General features: G+C 32.6%; 18 protein-coding genes. 17 read left to right on the top strand and 1 reads right to left on the bottom strand.

Annotation, left to right across the window (positions count from 1 at the left end; all coding sequences use genetic code 11):
• Window positions 1-9 precede the first annotated feature (9 nt).
• The 14 genes from AB1284_RS10210 to AB1284_RS10145 all read left to right on the top strand — a co-directional run bounded on the left by AB1284_RS10210 (window position 10) and on the right by AB1284_RS10145 (window position 14,897).
• Complete coding sequence (locus AB1284_RS10210; RefSeq protein WP_429749669.1) at window positions 10-615, top strand: YhcN/YlaJ family sporulation lipoprotein; 606 nt, start codon at window positions 10-12, stop codon at window positions 613-615.
• Between the two features lie 134 nt (window positions 616-749).
• A complete protein-coding gene (locus tag AB1284_RS10205) occupies window positions 750-1,262 on the top strand; it encodes a GNAT family N-acetyltransferase (RefSeq protein ID WP_429749671.1) in 513 nt (170 codons plus the stop codon).
• 103 nt (window positions 1,263-1,365) lie between these two features.
• A complete protein-coding gene (locus AB1284_RS10200) occupies window positions 1,366-2,388 on the top strand; it encodes a homoserine dehydrogenase (protein ID WP_429749672.1) in 1,023 nt (340 codons plus the stop codon).
• Between the two features lie 240 nt (window positions 2,389-2,628).
• Window positions 2,629-3,393 (top strand): DUF3959 family protein, encoded by a 765-nt coding sequence (locus tag AB1284_RS10195; protein ID WP_429749674.1) that lies wholly within the window; start codon window positions 2,629-2,631, stop codon window positions 3,391-3,393.
• A 170-nt stretch (window positions 3,394-3,563) separates the two neighbouring features.
• A complete protein-coding gene (locus tag AB1284_RS10190) occupies window positions 3,564-4,913 on the top strand; it encodes a hypothetical protein (protein ID WP_429749676.1) in 1,350 nt (449 codons plus the stop codon).
• A 536-nt stretch (window positions 4,914-5,449) separates the two neighbouring features.
• Entirely contained in the window at window positions 5,450-6,673 is a 1,224-nt protein-coding gene (locus AB1284_RS10185; RefSeq protein WP_429749678.1) for a cytochrome P450 family protein, read from the top strand.
• A 70-nt stretch (window positions 6,674-6,743) separates the two neighbouring features.
• Entirely contained in the window at window positions 6,744-6,899 is a 156-nt protein-coding gene (locus AB1284_RS10180) for a DUF1540 domain-containing protein (RefSeq protein ID WP_336480712.1), read from the top strand.
• Between the two features lie 439 nt (window positions 6,900-7,338).
• Window positions 7,339-8,205 carry a Cof-type HAD-IIB family hydrolase gene (locus AB1284_RS10175; protein WP_429749679.1) on the top strand — a complete coding sequence of 289 codons (867 nt, stop codon included), beginning with the start codon at window positions 7,339-7,341 and terminating at the stop codon, window positions 8,203-8,205.
• A gap of 239 nt (window positions 8,206-8,444) precedes the next feature.
• Window positions 8,445-10,157, top strand: coding sequence for a PAS domain-containing sensor histidine kinase (locus tag AB1284_RS10170; RefSeq protein WP_429749681.1), 1,713 nt, complete (start codon window positions 8,445-8,447; stop codon window positions 10,155-10,157).
• Between the two features lie 344 nt (window positions 10,158-10,501).
• Window positions 10,502-11,032, top strand: coding sequence for a hypothetical protein (locus AB1284_RS10165; protein WP_429749683.1), 531 nt, complete (start codon window positions 10,502-10,504; stop codon window positions 11,030-11,032).
• An 11-nt stretch (window positions 11,033-11,043) separates the two neighbouring features.
• On the top strand, window positions 11,044-11,718 hold the full coding sequence (locus tag AB1284_RS10160) for a response regulator transcription factor (protein WP_336480709.1): 675 nt from the start codon (window positions 11,044-11,046) through the stop codon (window positions 11,716-11,718).
• On the top strand, window positions 11,715-13,133 hold the full coding sequence (locus tag AB1284_RS10155) for a HAMP domain-containing sensor histidine kinase (RefSeq protein ID WP_429749685.1): 1,419 nt from the start codon (window positions 11,715-11,717) through the stop codon (window positions 13,131-13,133). Before AB1284_RS10160 ends, AB1284_RS10155 begins: the two co-directional genes overlap by 4 nt.
• A 196-nt stretch (window positions 13,134-13,329) precedes the next feature.
• Window positions 13,330-13,929, top strand: a complete 600-nt coding sequence (locus AB1284_RS10150) for an undecaprenyl-diphosphatase (protein WP_429749687.1) — start codon at window positions 13,330-13,332, stop codon at window positions 13,927-13,929.
• Between the two features lie 461 nt (window positions 13,930-14,390).
• Window positions 14,391-14,897, top strand: coding sequence for a DUF3189 family protein (locus tag AB1284_RS10145; protein ID WP_429749688.1), 507 nt, complete (start codon window positions 14,391-14,393; stop codon window positions 14,895-14,897).
• 46 nt (window positions 14,898-14,943) lie between these two features.
• Here the strand turns inward: AB1284_RS10145 and AB1284_RS10140 are convergent, their stop codons facing one another.
• Window positions 14,944-15,648 (bottom strand): hypothetical protein, encoded by a 705-nt coding sequence (locus AB1284_RS10140; protein WP_429749689.1) that lies wholly within the window; start codon window positions 15,646-15,648, stop codon window positions 14,944-14,946.
• Window positions 15,649-16,376: 728 nt separating this feature from the next.
• Here AB1284_RS10140 and AB1284_RS10135 point away from each other — a divergent pair.
• The 3 genes from AB1284_RS10135 to AB1284_RS10125 all read left to right on the top strand — a co-directional run bounded on the left by AB1284_RS10135 (window position 16,377) and on the right by AB1284_RS10125 (window position 18,794).
• On the top strand, window positions 16,377-17,600 hold the full coding sequence (locus AB1284_RS10135) for an MFS transporter (RefSeq protein WP_429749690.1): 1,224 nt from the start codon (window positions 16,377-16,379) through the stop codon (window positions 17,598-17,600).
• 104 nt (window positions 17,601-17,704) lie between these two features.
• Window positions 17,705-18,136: a GNAT family N-acetyltransferase gene (locus AB1284_RS10130; RefSeq protein ID WP_429749692.1), complete on the top strand. Its 432-nt coding sequence runs from the start codon at window positions 17,705-17,707 to the stop codon at window positions 18,134-18,136.
• A gap of 340 nt (window positions 18,137-18,476) precedes the next feature.
• Complete coding sequence (locus AB1284_RS10125) at window positions 18,477-18,794, top strand: heterocycloanthracin/sonorensin family bacteriocin (RefSeq protein WP_429749694.1); 318 nt, start codon at window positions 18,477-18,479, stop codon at window positions 18,792-18,794.
• The last annotated feature ends 486 nt before the right edge of the window (window positions 18,795-19,280 follow it).

The raw sequence follows: 19,280 nt of genomic DNA, 5'->3' as shown, positions 1-19,280 counted from the left end.
GTGACACTTTTGAAAAAAATTTTTTACCTTTGTATCTGTTTGCTTCTAATAGCAAGCTGTAGTACAAAAAAGAACGATAATGCAGCGAGTCCAAGTCCAACGTCGAATGCTAAATTAATTAGAACAAAAAGTGAAACAAATCAAGACGTTACATATAAATCAGATGAAAAAGTAGCGGATCACTTGACAAAACTAGCATCGAGTGTACCGGGTGTAAACGATGCGACGGCAATTGTACTTGGCAAATACGCAGTTGTTGGAATTGATGTCAATGCAAAGCTAGACCGTTCTAGAGTAGAGACTATTAAATATTCAGTAGCGGAAAGCTTAAAACATGATCCACTCGGAGCAAATGCAGTCGTTGTAGCAGATATTGATACGTATCAACGCTTAAAAGATATGGGGAAACGAATAAAAGAAAGAAAAGCTGGTGAAGGCATTCTTGATGAACTCGCAGCGATTGTGGGTCGTGTAATGCCACAAGTTCCAAATGATGTATTTGAAAAAAAGCAGATCAATCCAACTAAAGAAAATAATCAACAATTAAACAAAAGTGAACAAAATGAACTAAAACAAGAACAAGTTGATCAATCCAATCAAAATTTAAAACGATAAAAAATAATCCCTGTGTTATAGCACGGGGATTATTTTTCGAAAATAAAAACTGAATATTTTATTTATTACTGAAAATGTTGTATGATTTTGCATGAAAGAAAACATATGTTTTTGCAAATGGAGGAATATACGTCATGCAAATGAATAATTCTATTCAACTCGTTCCATATACGGAAGAATTTAAAGGATTATTACAAGCGTTTACTTTACCTGAAGAACAAGTGCAATTTACATCTCATCCAATGGATTTACTCAAAAAAGCAGAACAAGATCCAACCCGAAATCCTATCGTCATTTTAGCTGACGACAAACCAGTCGGTATTTTTGCTTTGCAATCTGGTAATCGTGTACGAGAATATACAAATAAAGAACATTCTTTACTTCTTGTTTCATTTTCAATCGATTACACAGAACAGGGAAAAGGATATGCAAAACAAGCATTATATCAACTACCGAATTATGTATATACATATTTTCCAAACATAGAGGAAATTGTGTTAGCAGTCAATGAAAGAAATATTCCTGCGCAAAAATTATATGTAACCGTCGGATTTGAAGATAGAGGACACCGTAGAATGGGACCAATTGGACCACAAATTGTTTTATACTTATCATTGGAAAAGAAAACTTCAGAAGACACAAGATAAATTAACTATATTATAATAATAAGAGGATTATGCATTTGGTGTGAGAGTGTATATCCTCTTTATTGAGTTTTATAAACTATTGAAAACATTTACGGAGGATACTATGCAGATAAAATTAATACTTGCCGGATATGGTACTGTTGGAAAAGAATTTGTAAAACTCATTCATGAAAAATCATCCTTTATTCAAAAAGAATTCGGTTTAGAGTTAATCCTTGTTGGTATTATTGGACGTGATTTCAAATTATATCATCCAGAAGGGCTTTGTATCGATACTTTACTTAAACTAGGCGGGGGATCAGAAGCTTTACACAAATATATAGAACAACATTCCGTTCATAACGAAAAAATGAATGGTCATGTTTTCGTTGAATCTACACCAACAAATCTCGAAAATGGCAATCCAGGAAAGCAGTATATTTTACAGGCCATTGAAAACGGAATGGATATTGTTTCTATTTCAAAAGGAGCGCTTGTTACATCATGGAAAGAAATAAGTGAAGCAGGTCAGTTCGCAAATATTCGCATCCGTTATAGTGGCGCAACAGCAGCGGCACTTCCTACACTAGATATAGGTCAATTGAGCTTAGCAGGATGCAAGATTGAACGTATTGAAGGCATTTTAAACGGTACAACAAATTATATTTTAACGAAAATGCATGAAGACAGCACTTCATATGAAGAAGCGTTGCAACAAGCACAGCAAAAAGGAATTGCTGAAACAAATTCTTCATTAGATGTAAGCGGAATGGATAGTGCTTGTAAGTTATTGCTGCTATCGAACAGTTTACTGCATACAGAATATACACTTGAAGATATAAGCATTGAAGGGATAGAAAATCTATCAAAACAAGATATACAAAAAGCAAAAGAACAAGGAAAACAATTCAAACTACTAGCTAAAGCATATACAGACGATGATGGGGAAGTGCGGCTTGAAGTACAACCACATGCAGTAGATTCAAACCATTCACTAGCAAGTGTTATAGGAACCGAAAAAGGCATTACCTTTTACACGGATACAATGGGAGCGGTTTCTTCCATCGGCGGCGCTTCCAATCCAAAGGGAGCTGCAGCAGCAGCTTTAAAAGACGTAATCAATCTATATCGAAAAGATATTTTATAACCTGACATACAATTATGTACAAATCCTGCCTAATTGGAAGAAGTGGGATTTGTCATTTCCTAATATAAAAATAGTAATCTATTGTCAATTATCATTGAGTTTTTTTGTTTACTTTTTGGTATGAGTAGGATTAAGATATTTTTTAAACACGTTATTGTTTAACTAGTTGTACATATACAAAACAGAAAAATACCATTATGATATAGAAGCTAGAAAGAAAGCTGAAAGGGATTGAGAATTGTGAAAAAACTTGATGTACTGTTAATGGTGCTCAGTGTCCTGTTCCCAGTTACAGGTATAATGAAACAAATGCCTCTACAATTATCATTATTTATGGGAGGATTATTGTTTTTAACTAGTTTTGGAAGTTATTATGCAAAAAAAATGCATTCACGAATATTTAGTTGGGTAGCTTATACAGCATTTATCACACTCTTACTGGCCATTTGGAATCAATTCGTAACAACCGGCTCCTTAGTAGCAAATGCCAAAATTGCTGCATGTATTGCTGTGATCCCGTTTTTATTCCGATTCCGTACGTATGCAATTACATTAGGATTACTCGCATTATGGGGCACTATGTTGTGGGATATAAAACAAGTACAATCATTAGCCGTTCTAGGACGGATGATGAACTTGCTCACAACAGAACGATTGTATTTAGTCATTTTAGTGGCAGGTTTCTTACTTGGTGGGTTACTTGCAAACGCACTACATCGTGATAACAGTAGTAACAGACAAGAAAAATCAAGCGCATTTAAACAAAAAAAGAAGCGAATGAGACCTACATTTAAAATTCGCATTCCAAATTTGCCAAGAATTAAATTTAAAATGTTTAAGTTCGGTAAAAAATCTTCCAAACAAAGAGAAACTCGTCCGTATGAACGAAACTATGAAGAGAGAACACCAACTTATCATACAACACAAACAGAACAACATAGCAATACTGGAACGATACAAGGACAAACGAGAATGGAACGAAGAAAAAATCGTTATAATGCATAAAAAATATGTTTGTACAACTATAAAAACCCGTAATACCCTGTAATAATCAATGGGGTATGCGGGTTTTTTCATTGTATATTAAATATCGAAATTTTTTATGAAGACAAAATATATAATTAACGATCTTATAGTAAAATAAATAAAAATACATTAATAACAGGGAGGACATCATGCAAGAAAAATATGTACTCGCCTTTTTGCAACCGCAGTATCCAAACCTAGCTCATATTGCATATAGCATAGAAAAGAGCATTTATAATGATCCGCATGGAACAATCGTTAAAGCTCGTCTATTTGGAGAAGCTGTTGCAAATGAAATTTGGGATAAAGAAAATTTACAAAGTAGATATGAGATAAAGTATATAGAGCGCATATATAAGCTATTTCATGAAGGAATTATAGATGAAAAGTTCTGCAATTATTTTGGCTTAATTCATAATATCGGCAATAAAGCTGCTCATAATGTGCATTATGGTAGTATCGTAGAATCCATACAAATCTATCGTGCTGTCTTTAAAATCGCAGTTTGGTTTATGGAGTTATATGGCGATTTCAGCTTCAAAGCTCCGGAATATCGCGATCCAGAGATGCCACAAAAGACATCTGAAATTAGTAGCGATGAATTAACAGAACTATTAAGTAAGACAGTGGAAGAAACGATCGGAAAATCCATTCAAACAACGATACAAGAAGTATTCGTACAAATGATGCAACACCAAGAGATAATCAATGTCGCTGTCATAAAACAAGAAGAAACACTAATTGTTATTTCTAATGAAGAGAAAATAGAAGAAGCACCAATTGTTATTTCTAATGAAGAGAAAATAGAAGAAGCACCAATTGTTATTTCTAATGGAGAGAAAATAGAAGAAGCACCAATTGTTATTTCTAATGGAGAGAAAATAGAAGAAACACCAATTGTTATTTCTAATGGAGAGAAAATAGAAGAAACACCAATTGCTATTTCTAATGGAGAGAAAATAGAAGAAACACCATTTGTTATTTCTAACGAAGAGAAAATAGAACAAGTACCTGACACAACTTTTGATTTAGTTACATATCTTCAAAAATACAATGTAGATGTAATTGACAGACGTGAATCTGGAAGTACATTGTGGGTGCTTGGCGGCTGGGAGCTAAATGGAATTTTATTTCCATTAAAAGAAAAGAACATATTTTTTCGCTTTGTGGCAGGAGGCAATCGTATGACAAAAAATAAACCAGCTTGGTTTTTATTTGGTTCATACTTAACAAATAAAAAAGGCGAGACAACATCAAAACAAGATACACAGCAAGAGCAGGCAGTAACCACGCAGTTTGATCTTATGACATATTTGAAAGCACAAGATGTTGAAATATTAGATAAACGCAATCACGGCGGAACATTATGGATTATCGGCGGTAGGGAGCTTAATAAAATTTTATTCCCACTAATAGAACATAAAATCTTTTTCTATTATATGGCGAAAGGGAATCGGACGACAAAAAATAAACCAGCTTGGTTTTTGATGAGAAAATAATGAAGGAAAATGTAAATCTACCATTCTTTAAACAATTGTCTCATTGTTCTCCATTGCATTTCTCCATATTATCTAGGATTTCCGTAATAAACCTTCCTTGCAAATACTATAAAATTGAATATCGCCTGAAAGCATTAATACAAAAAGGGATTTTTCATGTGACAGGATCTTTACATTCCATGCAGTCTTATAGCGTACGCTTAGCACAATAAGAAAAATGATAGCGAATGAAAGGGGATGTACATGTGGACATCTCCTTTTTTTATTTTCAAATAAAAAGTAATGTACGATTGTAATTTTCTGAATTCATATACAAAAAAATATGATAGAGAAGATGTACCTAACATAGTAAAGTTAGAGTAGTCCATTATATAAATTAACAAGCAAGGGATGTATATATGAACATCTCCGTTTTTGTTTCAACATAAAAAGCAATATTTAGTCGTAATTTTCGCAACTTTTATAAAAATCGATGCGTTATAATGGTCATTAGGTGCTATGATCACCAAATATTTTTAAAGATGGAGGTTGGAAGTATGTCTTCAAGCAATGAAATGAATCGTAATACATTATCGGAAATACAATTAACTTCATCAAAATTTAAACATGAAGCATATAACATTTACAAAGAGTTACGCGCATCTCATCCTGTGTATCAGGTATATCCTCATAATTGGCTTATTACAAGATATGAAGATGCAGTGAGTCTTTTGAAAGATGCACGATTACTGAAAAATGCTGAAAATGTATTTAGTAAAGAAGAATTTGAAGCCTCTTTTACACTAGAAAATGGAGAATTTTTGAGAAAACAGATGCTAAACTCTGATCCACCTGACCATAGTCGCTTAAGATCCCTTGTTCAAAAAGCTTTTACTCCGCAGATGATTTTACAACTGAAAGATAGTATCCAATCCATTGCTGATACTTTACTAGATAAAGTAGAACACCAGCACACTATAAACCTTGTAAACGATTATGCTTTCCCGCTGCCGATTATTGTGATAAGTGAGATGCTCGGTATCCCTCAAGAAGATCGAGATAAATTTAGAATATGGTCACATGCAGTCATTGATTCTCCAGAGACGCCAGAAGCTATTCTTGAAGTCGATAAAAAACTAGGTGAATTCGTTCACTATCTACAATATTTAATAGATACAAAACGAGAAAATCCTTCAGACGATTTAATAAGTGCATTAATACAAGTAGAAAGCGAAGGAACAAAATTAAGTGCACCAGAATTAAGTTCGATGATTATGCTGCTTATCGTTGCTGGACACGAAACAACTGTCAATTTAATTACAAACATGACGTTAGCGTTACTTGAGCATCCTGATCAGTTGCAGCTTCTACGACAAAATCCTGATTTAATTGATTCAGCAATTGAAGAATCATTACGCTTTTACAGCCCTGTTGAATTAACGACTATGCGCTGGGCAGCGGAATCATTTACATTACATGGTCAAAAGATTCAGCCAAAAGATGCAATTATCATTTCATTAGCCTCTGCCAATCGCGATGGAATGATATTTCCAAACGCAGATGTTTTTGATATTACAAGAAAGAATAACCGTCATCTTTCTTTTGGACATGGTATTCATTTTTGCCTTGGTGCGCCACTCGCACGTTTAGAAGCGAAAATTGCAATTCCTACCTTATTACACCGAATGCCTAATCTTAAAATAAAAGGAACAAGGGAGGACATAAAGTGGAGTGGTAATTATTTAATGAGATCATTAGAGGAATTACCATTATCTTTCTAACCGAATATACATGAAATAGTATGACACCCCTTTAGGTTGTTAATACTAAACAAAAAGGAGGTGTCATACTATGGCTCAAGATGTTCTTTGTGAAGTAAATAACTGCAAGTACTGGGGTAATGGGAATAAGTGCAATGCAGAGGCTATTTATGTAGTAAGTCATACAGGTAAACAAGCATCTGATAGTAAAGAAACAGATTGTAAAACTTTTATACCAGAAGTTTAATTTTCTAGGGGTAGCCATGATGTGGGTTACCCTTTTATTATTTATATTATTGATAATAAATATCGTTTTCATTCATAGTTTTATACATTTTTTTATTTCAAGAAAGAATATTACTGCATTGAAGTAATATTGCTTGTTTCTTATATATGTTGTTCTATTCAACTTTGTAAAACAAATAAATAACGGGTTTCATATCTTTAAATGAACCTCATTTTAACAAAACAGACATGGATTATTTTCTGATAGCCGAGAAAAATATCTTTTCTAACGATTTTTAAATTATAAATATGTATTTAGCACATATTTATAATTTTATTACAAAAACCATTTAATCCTTGACATGAAATGCGTTTCATAAATTATAACTAAGATGTTGTTAAATACACTCGGATATGAGAACGACATCAATCGTTATATAGAAATGAAAGCAGGGAATAGAATGAAACTCATTGCAATTGATTTAGACGGAACTCTTCTTACATCAAAAAAAGTAATTAGTGAAGAAAATGCTATCGCTATTAAGGAATGTCAGAAAAAAGGACATGTTGTAGCTATTTGTACAGGGCGCTCTATAATAGATGTTCAAAAACTTTTGCAAGAAGCAAATTTAAACTGTCCTATCATTGCAGAAAACGGTGCAATTTTGTATTCAAATAACAAAATGTTACAACGATATCCAATCGCAACTGAACATGCGAAAGAAATTGTTGATTACCTAGAAGAAAGAAATATGTTTTATCAATTGTACACCGATCAAGGTGTATACGTTCCAGAATATGGCGAAGCAAGGGTTCAGTTTGAGATGGATTTTATAATACAATCTGATTTACTTACTGATAAAGAAGAACTAAAGCATATAGCAGCTTTATATTTACAGCATACTGAAATCAATAAAATCGCAAGTTGCAAATCACTATTTTCAAAGCAAATTCATATTCATAAAATACTACCATTCTCGTATCAGAAGGACAATTTAATGTTATTGAAAGATCAATTCATCAATAATAAGGAATTATCAATTACCGCATCTTACTGGCACAATCTTGAAATCAATCATATTCACGCCCAAAAGGGAAATGGCTTATATACGTTAGCGAACCATCTTGGTATATTAAGGGAACATACTGTTGCAATTGGTGATGGTTTAAACGATATGTCTATGATGGAGAAAGCTAACGTATCTATCGCAATGGGAAATGCGGTAGAAGAAATCCAGGCAATTTGTCGATATAAAACACTTTCAAATGATGACCACGGTGTTGCTTATGCTCTTCGCCACTATGTCTTACATAATATAAATAGTTAATGATGAAAAAGAGAACAATTTTTGTTGGAATTTGTTCTCTTTTTTTTGTTTTTATTCACTTTCCCCCTCAATTCTATTGAAAAACAAAAAATTTCTAAATAACTTTTCTTTTTCTATGTACCTTAATGAATATAATTCGTATAATAAAAAAGCTAAATAAATTAAAAATTAAACATAATTAAAAAATTTATATAAATACATTTAAATTACATTTATTGAGGTAGAGGTGGGAGTATAATATGTACCGGCTTACGGAACTTATTAATATTGAAGAAATACAAACAATAGCAGAACAATTTTATCTTTTAACACATATTTCACATCAGCTTCTTGATTGTAATGGAGAGGTATTATTTCATTACGGTACACAATCCATCGATTTAAATTTACATATAAAAATTCATGTTCCGATTATAATAAATGAACAAGCTATTGGTTCCTTCATCATTTTTGCTCCTAAAAATAATGTTGAGTCTTGCACAATATATTTCAAATCTCTTGCAGCGTTAATGACTAGTAAATTGCATCAACTTAAGGAAAATCTATCAATACCTACTGAAAATCTGCATACCATTTTACAAAACATGCCCGTTTTAGTTAACGCATGTGATGAACAAGGTGTTTTCGTTGTATGGAATAGAGAATGCGAGCTAGTAACTGGTTATAGCGCAGCTGAAATTGTTAAAAATCCTCATGCACTAGAGTTACTCTATCCCGATGAAGAATACCGAAATCAACAGATACATGAATTTTCTGTGGTAGGTAAAAACTTCCGGGGTTGGGAAATGGTGCTTACTTGTAAAAACGGTGATAAAAAAACGATTGTGTGGTCAAATCTATCAGAAGAGTTCCCTGTTCCTGGATTTAGCCATTGGGCAATTGGTATTGATATTACGCATCGAAAAAAGGTAGAAGAGGAACTCATTGAAAAATCTTCAGAGCTAGAATTAATCTTTAAAGCACTTCCAGATTTATGTTTTTTAACAAACTTTGACGGAACAATCGTTGATTATAAAGCGGGCTGTCCATCAAAGTTTTATGTACCTGTCGAACAATTTATGGGGAAAAAATTTCAAGATGTTTTACCTTCAGATATCGCTGGGGAGCTGCATGAAGCAATTGCAGAAATACAACAGAAAAATTCTATGGAAATTGTAGAGTATTCCTTACCAGTGCATGATAGTACTTATTTTTTTGAAGCACGATGTTTGCCACTTTTAACAGATAAAGTTATGGTTATAGTTCGTGATATTACAGAGAGGAAAAAGACAGCGGAATTATTAAATAAATCAGATACATTAGCTGCGGTTGGTCAACTTGCTGCAGGAGTTGCGCATGAAGTGCGAAACCCTCTAACTGTCATTAAAGGATTTATACAATTATTACAAACTCGAGAAAGACATGATACAGAATATTTTCAACTCATGATTTCTGAAATTGAGCGAATCGAATCTATCATTCATGAGTTTTTATCAATCGCTAAACCGGAGATTATTTCTTTCGAAAGGAAAAATCTTTGTTTTATATTGGAAAATGTTGTGTCATTAATTAACACAAAGGCAATTATGACAAATATTAATATTGAATGCCAAACATATCCTGACTTCTTGTATATTGATTGTTGCGAAAATCAATTAAAGCAAGTATTTATCAACATTTTACAAAATTCAATTGAAGCAATGCCAAATGGAGGGGAAATCATAATTACTGCTAAAAAAAAGAACGACAATGAGGTAGTGATTTGTATTTCAGATGAGGGAATGGGGATTCCGGAAGAAAGAATTATAAAACTCGGAGAACCTTTTTATAGCACGAAAGAAAAAGGAACAGGTCTTGGTTTAATGATTAGCTATAAAATTATTGAAAGTCATCAAGGAAGAATTCATATAACAAGTAAAGTGGGAATAGGGACCTCGGTGGAAATTTATTTACCAATTTCTCAATCTGTTTAATAGAAAAAATGTTTTGTGATTTTAAGTGAATATCTATATAAGGGTAAAAGAATCTATTTTTCTATTGGTAAATTCTTTTACTCTTATTTTATTTGACAAATCAAACTACCAGCTTTGCATAAAAATACCTCTTCTACGGATAGACAGCATTTTATTGTCATATGTCATAATACCAAAACCCACACATGGAAAGTATCTGATGAAAACTGTATGCAGTGGAGGGAATTATTGATTATACACTTTCTCATCTAATTTTAATCTTTCTTTCACAGTCTTTTCTTTTTTTATGGTTAAAATATAAATCAACAATTACTTTACATAAGTGCAGAGAGAAGGGGATGAAAATGTCAAAAGGTCTATTCAATCAAGTTTTTCATTTATCTATAAAAATTATAGGGTCTTGTATTATTGCATTTAGTGTTACAATATTAGTGTTGAATTTCATGGTAGGAGATCAAATGGTATTAAAAGGTCTGAATAAAAATCTTGGTTCTCTGGCAGAATACGGAGCGATTGCAGCAGGTTCTTTATGGTTATTTCGTAATATTTGGTTATATTTGCATAAAAGGAAAATAACGGTTGCAAAATACACAAAAGAACTTTATATGTTATTAAAGAAATACCATATGTTTATCGGATATGCAGTTTTTTCAGTTGCTACTTGTCATGGTATATATTTTTTAATGGTAGGTAGCCGTCATATGATTCGGATTTATAGTGGAATTTTTACCTTGATAGGATTAATTCTTGTTGCGATAGCAGGGATTCTATTACACAAACTAAAAGACAAGAAAAAATATATAAAGTATCGAAAAGCTCACCAGATTGTTGCCATTATATTTGGAATTGGATTACTTATTCACCTTTACGTATAGGAGTGATAGTATTGCAACGAATTTTAATTATAGAAGATGAAGAAAGTTTAGCAGAATTTTTAGAGTTAGAACTAAAATATGAAGGATATGCAGTAGATGTTGTGTATGATGGACGAAAAGGATTAGAAACTGCTCTTAACCATAATTATGACATTATTCTTCTTGATTTAATGCTTCCTGGTCTTAACGGAATAGAAGTATGTCGCCGATTACGTGCAACAAAAGAGACACCTATTATAATGCTAACAGCTCGTGATAGTATTATGGATCGTGTAACTGGATTAGATAGCGGTGCAGATGATTATTTACCAAAGCCTTTTGCCATTGAAGAATTATTAGCAAGAATGCGTGTAATCTTAAGGCGGAATCAAAAAGAAGAACATAAAAATAAACTCCTTTTAAGATTTAAAGATTTAGAACTCGACGTAGAATCTCGAACGTTGCACAAAATAGAAGAGATCATTGAATTAACAAATAAAGAATTCGAGTTACTGATGATGTTTATGAAAAATATTAATCGTGTATTGACAAGAGATATGCTTTTGGAGCAAGTATGGGGATACAATGCAGTGGTGGAGACGAATATAGTAGACGTATATGTTCGTTATTTACGTAATAAATTGAATAGCCAAGACAAAGAAACTTATATTCAAACTGTCAGAGGCGTAGGGTATGTGATGCGATGATGAAGCAATTAAAAAAACACATCCGAAATCTTCCTATAAAATGGAAATTAACACTATGGTCAAGTGCATTATTATTTATCTTGTTCTTTTTATACAATATTTTACAGTATGTTATCATTGACCATTGGACGCTAAATTATGAAAAAAAACAAATTGATAGGCAAGTAAAAGAAATAGCAGCCTATTTCAATAACGAGAATACAAATCACACAGCAAATACAATTGAAAATAGCAAAGAGTTTCTTGCAAGTATAAATGATAAAAATCAAATGATTCGAATTTTGGATGAAAAAGGAAAAGTACTTGTCACTGTTTCCCGTGACTTTAATCCGAACTGGGTTGTTCCAATGAATGTCGATCAATCAGAAACCTCTATGACAAGGCATCTTGAAGATAATGTACTTGTGCAGCGTATGCCTATTACAACACGTACATTTACTGGCACAATTGAAGTTGGGCAAACTTTCGAAGCTTTCGATCATTTAATGAAGCTGATTTTTCTCGTTATGGTAGCTGCTGGTATCGGCGGATTATTACTCAGCTTTTTAGGCGGTACAATTCTCGCAAAGCAACTTTTATTAAGTGTTCAAGCCATTACAGATACGATGAATAAAATTAAGACAAATGGTTTAAAAGAAAGAGTACCGATTCGTGAAAATAACGATGAATTTGCCAAGCTTGGATTGCTTTTTAATGAGCTAATGGACAATTTAGAAACTTCCTTCACGCAACAAAAGCAATTTGTTGAAGATGCATCTCATGAATTACGCACACCACTTGCGATTATACAAGGACATCTCTCTATGTTAAATCGTTGGGGGAAAAATGATCCTGATGTCTTACAAAAATCTCTGAATTCGAGTTTAAAAGAAGTAGATCGTCTCAATAAGCTTGTATCAGAGTTATTAGAATTATCTCGAGCAGAATCTGAACAAATATATCCTGTTGCAGCAGAGCCTGTACATGTAAATTCAGTAATAGAACAAGTCACACAAAATTTCGAATTGTTACATGCTGACTTTCAATTTAATAGACAGTTACATGCGAATCATGCATATGTTTCTATTCCTTCTTCTTATCTCGAACAAATTTTAGTCATCATACTAGATAATGCTATAAAATATACAAAAGAACATGAAAAACAAATTTGTTTGAAAAGTGAGGTAGAAGAAGATAAAATTAAGATTACCATTATAGATTATGGAGTAGGCATACCTGAATCTGACTTACCATATGTACTCAATCGTTTTTATCGAGTTGATAAAGCAAGAAGCCGGAAACAAGGTGGAAATGGATTAGGGCTTTCCATTGCAAAGCGCCTTACTGAAAAATACAATGGACGTATCATGATAGACAGTAAAGAACAAGTAGGAACAAAGGTTACTTTATCGTTTTATTGTGTAAAAAATATATAACAAAAGCGGAAGATATATACGATATCTTCCGCTTTTGTTATATAGGAGGAGAAAGACTAGCATGAAAATTGTTAAGCTACAGAAGAAAAATGAGAAAAAGATGAGAAAAAATTAAAGCGTATTTCATATAGCTAGTGTATAATGTGTAAATCAACAATAATTAATAACATGTTTAATTAAGTAAGGAGAAACTGATATGAATTACACAATATTTCACTGGATCAATAGTTGGGCAGGGTCGTCTACTTTTCTAGATAAAGGGATGATATTCATTACAAAGAGCGCGCCCTTTGTTGCAATTATTTTCCTGCTTTCTTTATGGTTTAGCAACAAGCAAAAAGAGGCCGCTATACGTAAGCAATATACAGCTTTGTATATGGTTCTTTCTCTTGGTATAGCATTACTTGTAAATGCTGTGATTCACTTAGTATATTATCATCCACGACCATTTGTCACATACCATGTACACCAATTAGTATCACACGCTAATGATTCTTCGTTTGTAAGTGATCATGCTGTACTTGTATTCTCTATCGCATTTACAATGCTTTTACGTGGAGAAGCTTGGAAAAATATCGCTTTACTTTGGGCTATATTGGTTGGGATTTCACGTATATATGTTGGTGTCCATTACCCAGCAGATATTATAGGAGGAGCTGTTTTAACTTTCGTAACAAGCGCTTTAGTTATTAAATATACAAGTAAAATAGAACCTTTGGCACAGTTATTGTTTACGATTTATGCTAAAATAACAAAACGAATTCCGTTGCTGTCTAAGTATGATCACACAATGTGAGTGATCTGAAACTGGATTTTATTTAAAATCGGAGTTTAACATATTTTCGAAATTCATCCCCATCTTCAAACGCGTAACGGGCAGTAGCTCAGCGGTAAGATAGGGATGAATTTTTATTAGGCACAGCCTAGCTCACTTGTAAGAACAACCAATTGTTATTGTGGTGGATACATTCCATATCTGATATATTTACCTATTTATAAGATTTAGATGGGTTTTGTATATATTGTCCGTTGATATCTTGTACGTACATCATTTTTCTTGTAAATCCTGCCACAAATCCTACTTATCCAAATCCTTTTATCTTATCACCTAAATAGATTCCATTTACATGTAGTGTATTTTTCTTGTTTCTGTTTGCATTTGTATTTGACATACAGTGTCTACTATTTGGAAAAAGTTTAGTATATAGATTAATGGTCATACTAGTAATAATATACATCAATTTAAAGGATGATAGTATGATCTATATCTATACAGACTATGGCGGAACACATACAACTTCATTAGCAGCAGCGTACCATTTGAATAAGCTGCCAACTGATCGAAAACTTATGAAAGATGAAATATTAAATGTTGATTATTTCAATAAATTAAAAACCTCTGATATGGGGAAAATCATTTTTCATGGACGAGATGAAAATGGAGATCCTGTTTATACAGTTGGCCACGGTGCATCTAAAGTTGTCGTTCCAGCTTTAAAAAATTTAAGTGTGCTATTACAAGATAAATATCAAAACCATGAAAAAATTGTATTCTCTAATACATCACCAACTGTTCCAATCGCTATGACATTTGGTGGTTTATTTTCAAGAAGATTAAAAATCGATTTTATTGGTGTACCATTATTAGTTTTCGGCGCAAAACAAGCCTGTAATAATATTATTAGGCTTGTAGAATATACGAAACAAGCCGGAAGACTTACAAATGATGATGTTGTAGTATTAGAAAATGAAAACTTTAAATAGTTTATAACAAAAAGGATGGCTAACAATATATTAGCCATCCTTTTTGTTATAATATCTCAACTTTTTGTCGAATCACAATCTTGTCAATGTCCTCTTCTTCATCACCAACATATAAACCACGTTCTTTCAAATACATCTCAAAATACAAATCAGCTTCAGCACGCTCATCGTATGGCTTCACAGATAAAACAAATCCCATTTTATTTTGTTCTTCCAATTCAACCGTAGAAATATAGGCTGGGATTTTATTACGTAAAAATAACTCTTTAACTGGAATAATCATGTCTTTCATTAACTTTGATAAAAGACTCATTTCAAATTCAAAATTAAAGCGATCAATGCTAGATAAATCTGCAAAAACAACCCCAATAAAACCAGTATTAAAAATTTCTTGGTAATCTACTTCTTCTATCTCTCCATTGTAAAAATTTTTTTCAATTAAGTAATTTTTAAAATAAGCGATGCCTTCAGACTCTTTAAAAGGTTTCGTAGAAAGAACGAAACCAATTTTCTTTTGTTTATGTAAATACACGCATGATAAATAAGCAGCAACATTATGTTCAGCAAAAAGAGAACTTGTTGCTTGTACAAGACCATCTAATACATGATGTGCAATGTGTAGTCGTTTACGGGAAAAATAATATGATTTTTTTTGTAATTCCAATGTATCGATAAACACAGAGCCAATAAAGCCTGTATTTGAAATGGTAGGAGTATGCTTTTTTCTTCCTCTGCGTTTATTTTGAGCCAATGTAATCCATCCTTCCTAATACCCATCCGATAGGGGAGAGGGAGTATAAAACGAACGTTTGTTCTTATATTAATATTGTACTATTTACTGGTTAAAAAGTAAATGTTTTATCTTTAAAAATAAAGTAAAACTTCCATCAGTGGAGGAGTTTTCTCCACTGATGGAAAGCTCTCACCAATCGGGCGCATGCCAGCAGTTATCGCCACCTATCTTGAATCTTGAGATGGGAGTCTTACTGCCCACGAATAGCGGGATAAATAAAAAGATGCCTCAAAAAGGCATCTTAAATAAGAAAAGGGGTGAGTAATTTCCCCTTATAAATTATGTATATTTATATTAAGAAATAGATACAATTTCTTCTGCATCTTCGACGTCTAAATGACAATCCATTGTACGTACATCTTGATCTTCATGGCTTCCAAAATAAATAGTAATTTTCATATGTATCGCTCCTTTATTTTAGGAATACCTAAAATAATCATTTATTGATTTCTATTATATACCACTTTACATATTCGTACAATATTCTCAATATTAAAAAACAGTTTATTTAATATTGAGAATATTTCTATAATAAAGTTATCTATATTGAAGGAGGAATTAACATGCAAAAAACACTAAAAACATTTTCTAATGAAGGAAGAGGAGTGAATATCAACTAACGAAAGATAACACTCCTACTTCCGAAAAACATCATAAAAAATGAATAGTGGAAAGTAGGAGAACATTTGAAGAAACGAACAATCGCGTCACATAACATTGAAATTTTATTTTGGGTGCAATTTTTTGGGACGATTAGTTTTTTACAACCGGTAATGACACTTTTTTATATGGAAAGAGGCTTAACAGCAACAAATATATTTGTTGTACTCATGTGTTGGAGTGGGGCTGTACTTGTTGGAGAATTACCAACAGGTATTTTTGCTGATCGATTCGGTGCAAAGTTGTCATTCTTAACAGGCTCTATCATAAAAACGTTTAGTATTTCTATTTTATTATTTGCAGATAATCTATGGCTATTTTGTCTATATAGTTTATTGAACGGTTTTTCGGTTACATTTTTCTCTGGCGCAGACGAAGCGTTAATTTATGAGTCATTAAAGGAAACGAATGAGCACCATTTAATGGATAAAGCAATGGGGAAAATCCAATCCGCAGGCTTTATTTCAATGTTAATCGCAGTAATCTTCGGTTCGTATTTTGCTAAAGATTTACGCGAAGAACAATTTACAATTTTAATTGTACTCGGAATATTATTTCATCTGATAGAACTTGTTTTATTATTTTTTATTAAAAGCCCAAAGAAACTATCATCTTACAGGGAAGAATCTTTTTCACAAGTAATCGAAGGAATAAAGGTAATTCGTAAAGCACCACAATTACTCGTTATGTTTTTAAACGTCTCTCTTGTGTTCATTCCGGCAAGTGCAGTATATGATACATTTAACCAACCATTATTTACAAACGCAGGCCTTCCTGTATTTGCAATTGGTATTATGTACGCTTTAGCTGCCATCCTTGGATACTTTTCTTCAATATCAATCGGATGGCTTACTAGCAAATTCTCACGTATAGTATTAATGAATGTAACAGGTGGTTTAGCTGTTTTAGGGCTGCTTTTATCAACGTTTTATGGAAATACACTGTGGATCGTATTAGGAGCGTTCTTTATTTTACGGTTTGTACGTGCCATTCGATATCCGATTTATTCGCAGCTTAGTAATGACATTATTCCATCTCATGTACGAGCAACAACGATTTCGTTACTGTCTATACTAGATTCGATATTGGATCTTGCTATTTTCGGAACACTATCATTCTTAGCTGTTCATACATTACCATTTGTATTTGCTGGTTGTGCATGTATTGCATGCATCGGCACGTTTTTACCGATTAAAAGTGTTAAAAAGGATATTACAGTACATCATTCAATGAATCGAAATATAGAGTAAAAAATCATCCCAAAAGCGTACAATACGCTTTTGGGGTGTATACAGTATTAAAATGTATGATTGAAAGTAACTTGAAATGATTTTATATCTCGGAGGTAAACACAATGCTATATATACAAAAGGCGAGCCAAGATGATTTACAATGGATTAATTTTCAATATAAAAAGGTTAATTTTGTGCCATCACATTTAGATAATGAAGAGATTGGAATTGCGTATTTTAATGGTCAAAAAGCCGGCTTAGGAAGGTTAGTAAAATTTGATGAAAACAATTTTGAAATGGGTGGAATATATACGTTAGAAGACTATAGAGGAAATAAAATTGCTGATAGTATCGTTGCATTTCTTATTAAGGAAGCTCAGAAACTTCAAATTCAAAATGTTTATTGCATTCCATATGAACATTTAAAACTTTTTTATAGTAAACATGGATTTCAAGAAGTAGTAGATTTAGCTGCGGTTCCTAAACAGATTATAGATAAGTATAATTGGTGCTTAAAGCAATATGATATAAAAACATTGTTAATGAAATTATAGACTTGAGAACACACATAAGCTGTGTTTTTTTGTTTTTCGAAAAAGTACAGACAAGGAAAACAAATGTATTCCTTTATAATCTCCCTCTAATACTCCAAACGATTTGCTGTATACTTGTTTCTCGATACTGATATATTCCTTATTTTATTTCGGGAAATTTTTATATTCACACTCTTAGAATTGTTTTTACATAACCCCAAATTAGGCATTTGAACAAGTTACAATACCTAATTGTAGGTCATATTTTGTTAAAGAGTGCATTCACAATAATCTATCGCCTTACTTATTTCGGGACATATTTTCATTATGGCTCGCTAAAAAAATACATGGGGGTTATGAAATGAATAATTTTCAACAAGAACTACAAACGTTAAATTTGAATGATTATCATACTGGAAATGTCGTGTACTGGGATAGCCAAAGTCCTTATCCATACTATATTGATGAGGACTATACTCGCCGTTGCGGAGGATGTGGTCGTTGCGGAGGATTCGGTCGTTGTGGAGGATTTGGTCGTTGCGGAGGATTCGGTCGCTGCGGATTCGGATGCTTTGGATGTTTTGGATGCATTGGATTTGGATGTGGCGGTTGCGGCGGTTGTGGTGGCTGTGGTGGTTGTGGCGGCGGATTCTGCTGGGACGGAGTATGCATTATTTAATTTCTGTTTTTTAATTGAAACTTCAAATTCAAAATGTATATTGCATTCCATATGAACATTTAAAACCTTTTTATAGTAAACATGGATTTCAAGAAGTAGTAGATTTAGCTGCGGTTCCTAAACAGATTATAGATAAATATAATTGGTGCTTAAAGCAATATGATATAAAAACATTGTTAATGAAATTATAGACTTGAGAACACACATAAGCTGTGTTTTTTTTGTTTTTCGAAAAAGTACAGACAAGGAAAACAAATGTATTCCTTTATAATCTCCCTCTAATACTCCAAACGATTTGCTGTATACTTGTTTTTTGATATTGGTATATTTATATTCCTTATTTTATTTCGGGAAATTTTTATATTCACACTCTTAGAATTATTTGTACATAACCCCAAATTAGGCATTTGAACAAGTTACAATACCTAATTATAGGTCATACTTTGTTGAAGAGTGTATTGAAAAAAACTATTGTCCTATCTATTA

Source organism: Bacillus sp. S2(2024) (assembly GCF_050474045.1).
In the GTDB taxonomy this organism is placed as follows: Bacteria; Bacillota; Bacilli; order Bacillales; family Bacillaceae_G; genus Bacillus_A; species Bacillus_A yunxiaonensis.
Note: the sequence above shows the minus strand (reverse complement) of the source record. Positions and strands in the feature narration are given on the sequence as shown.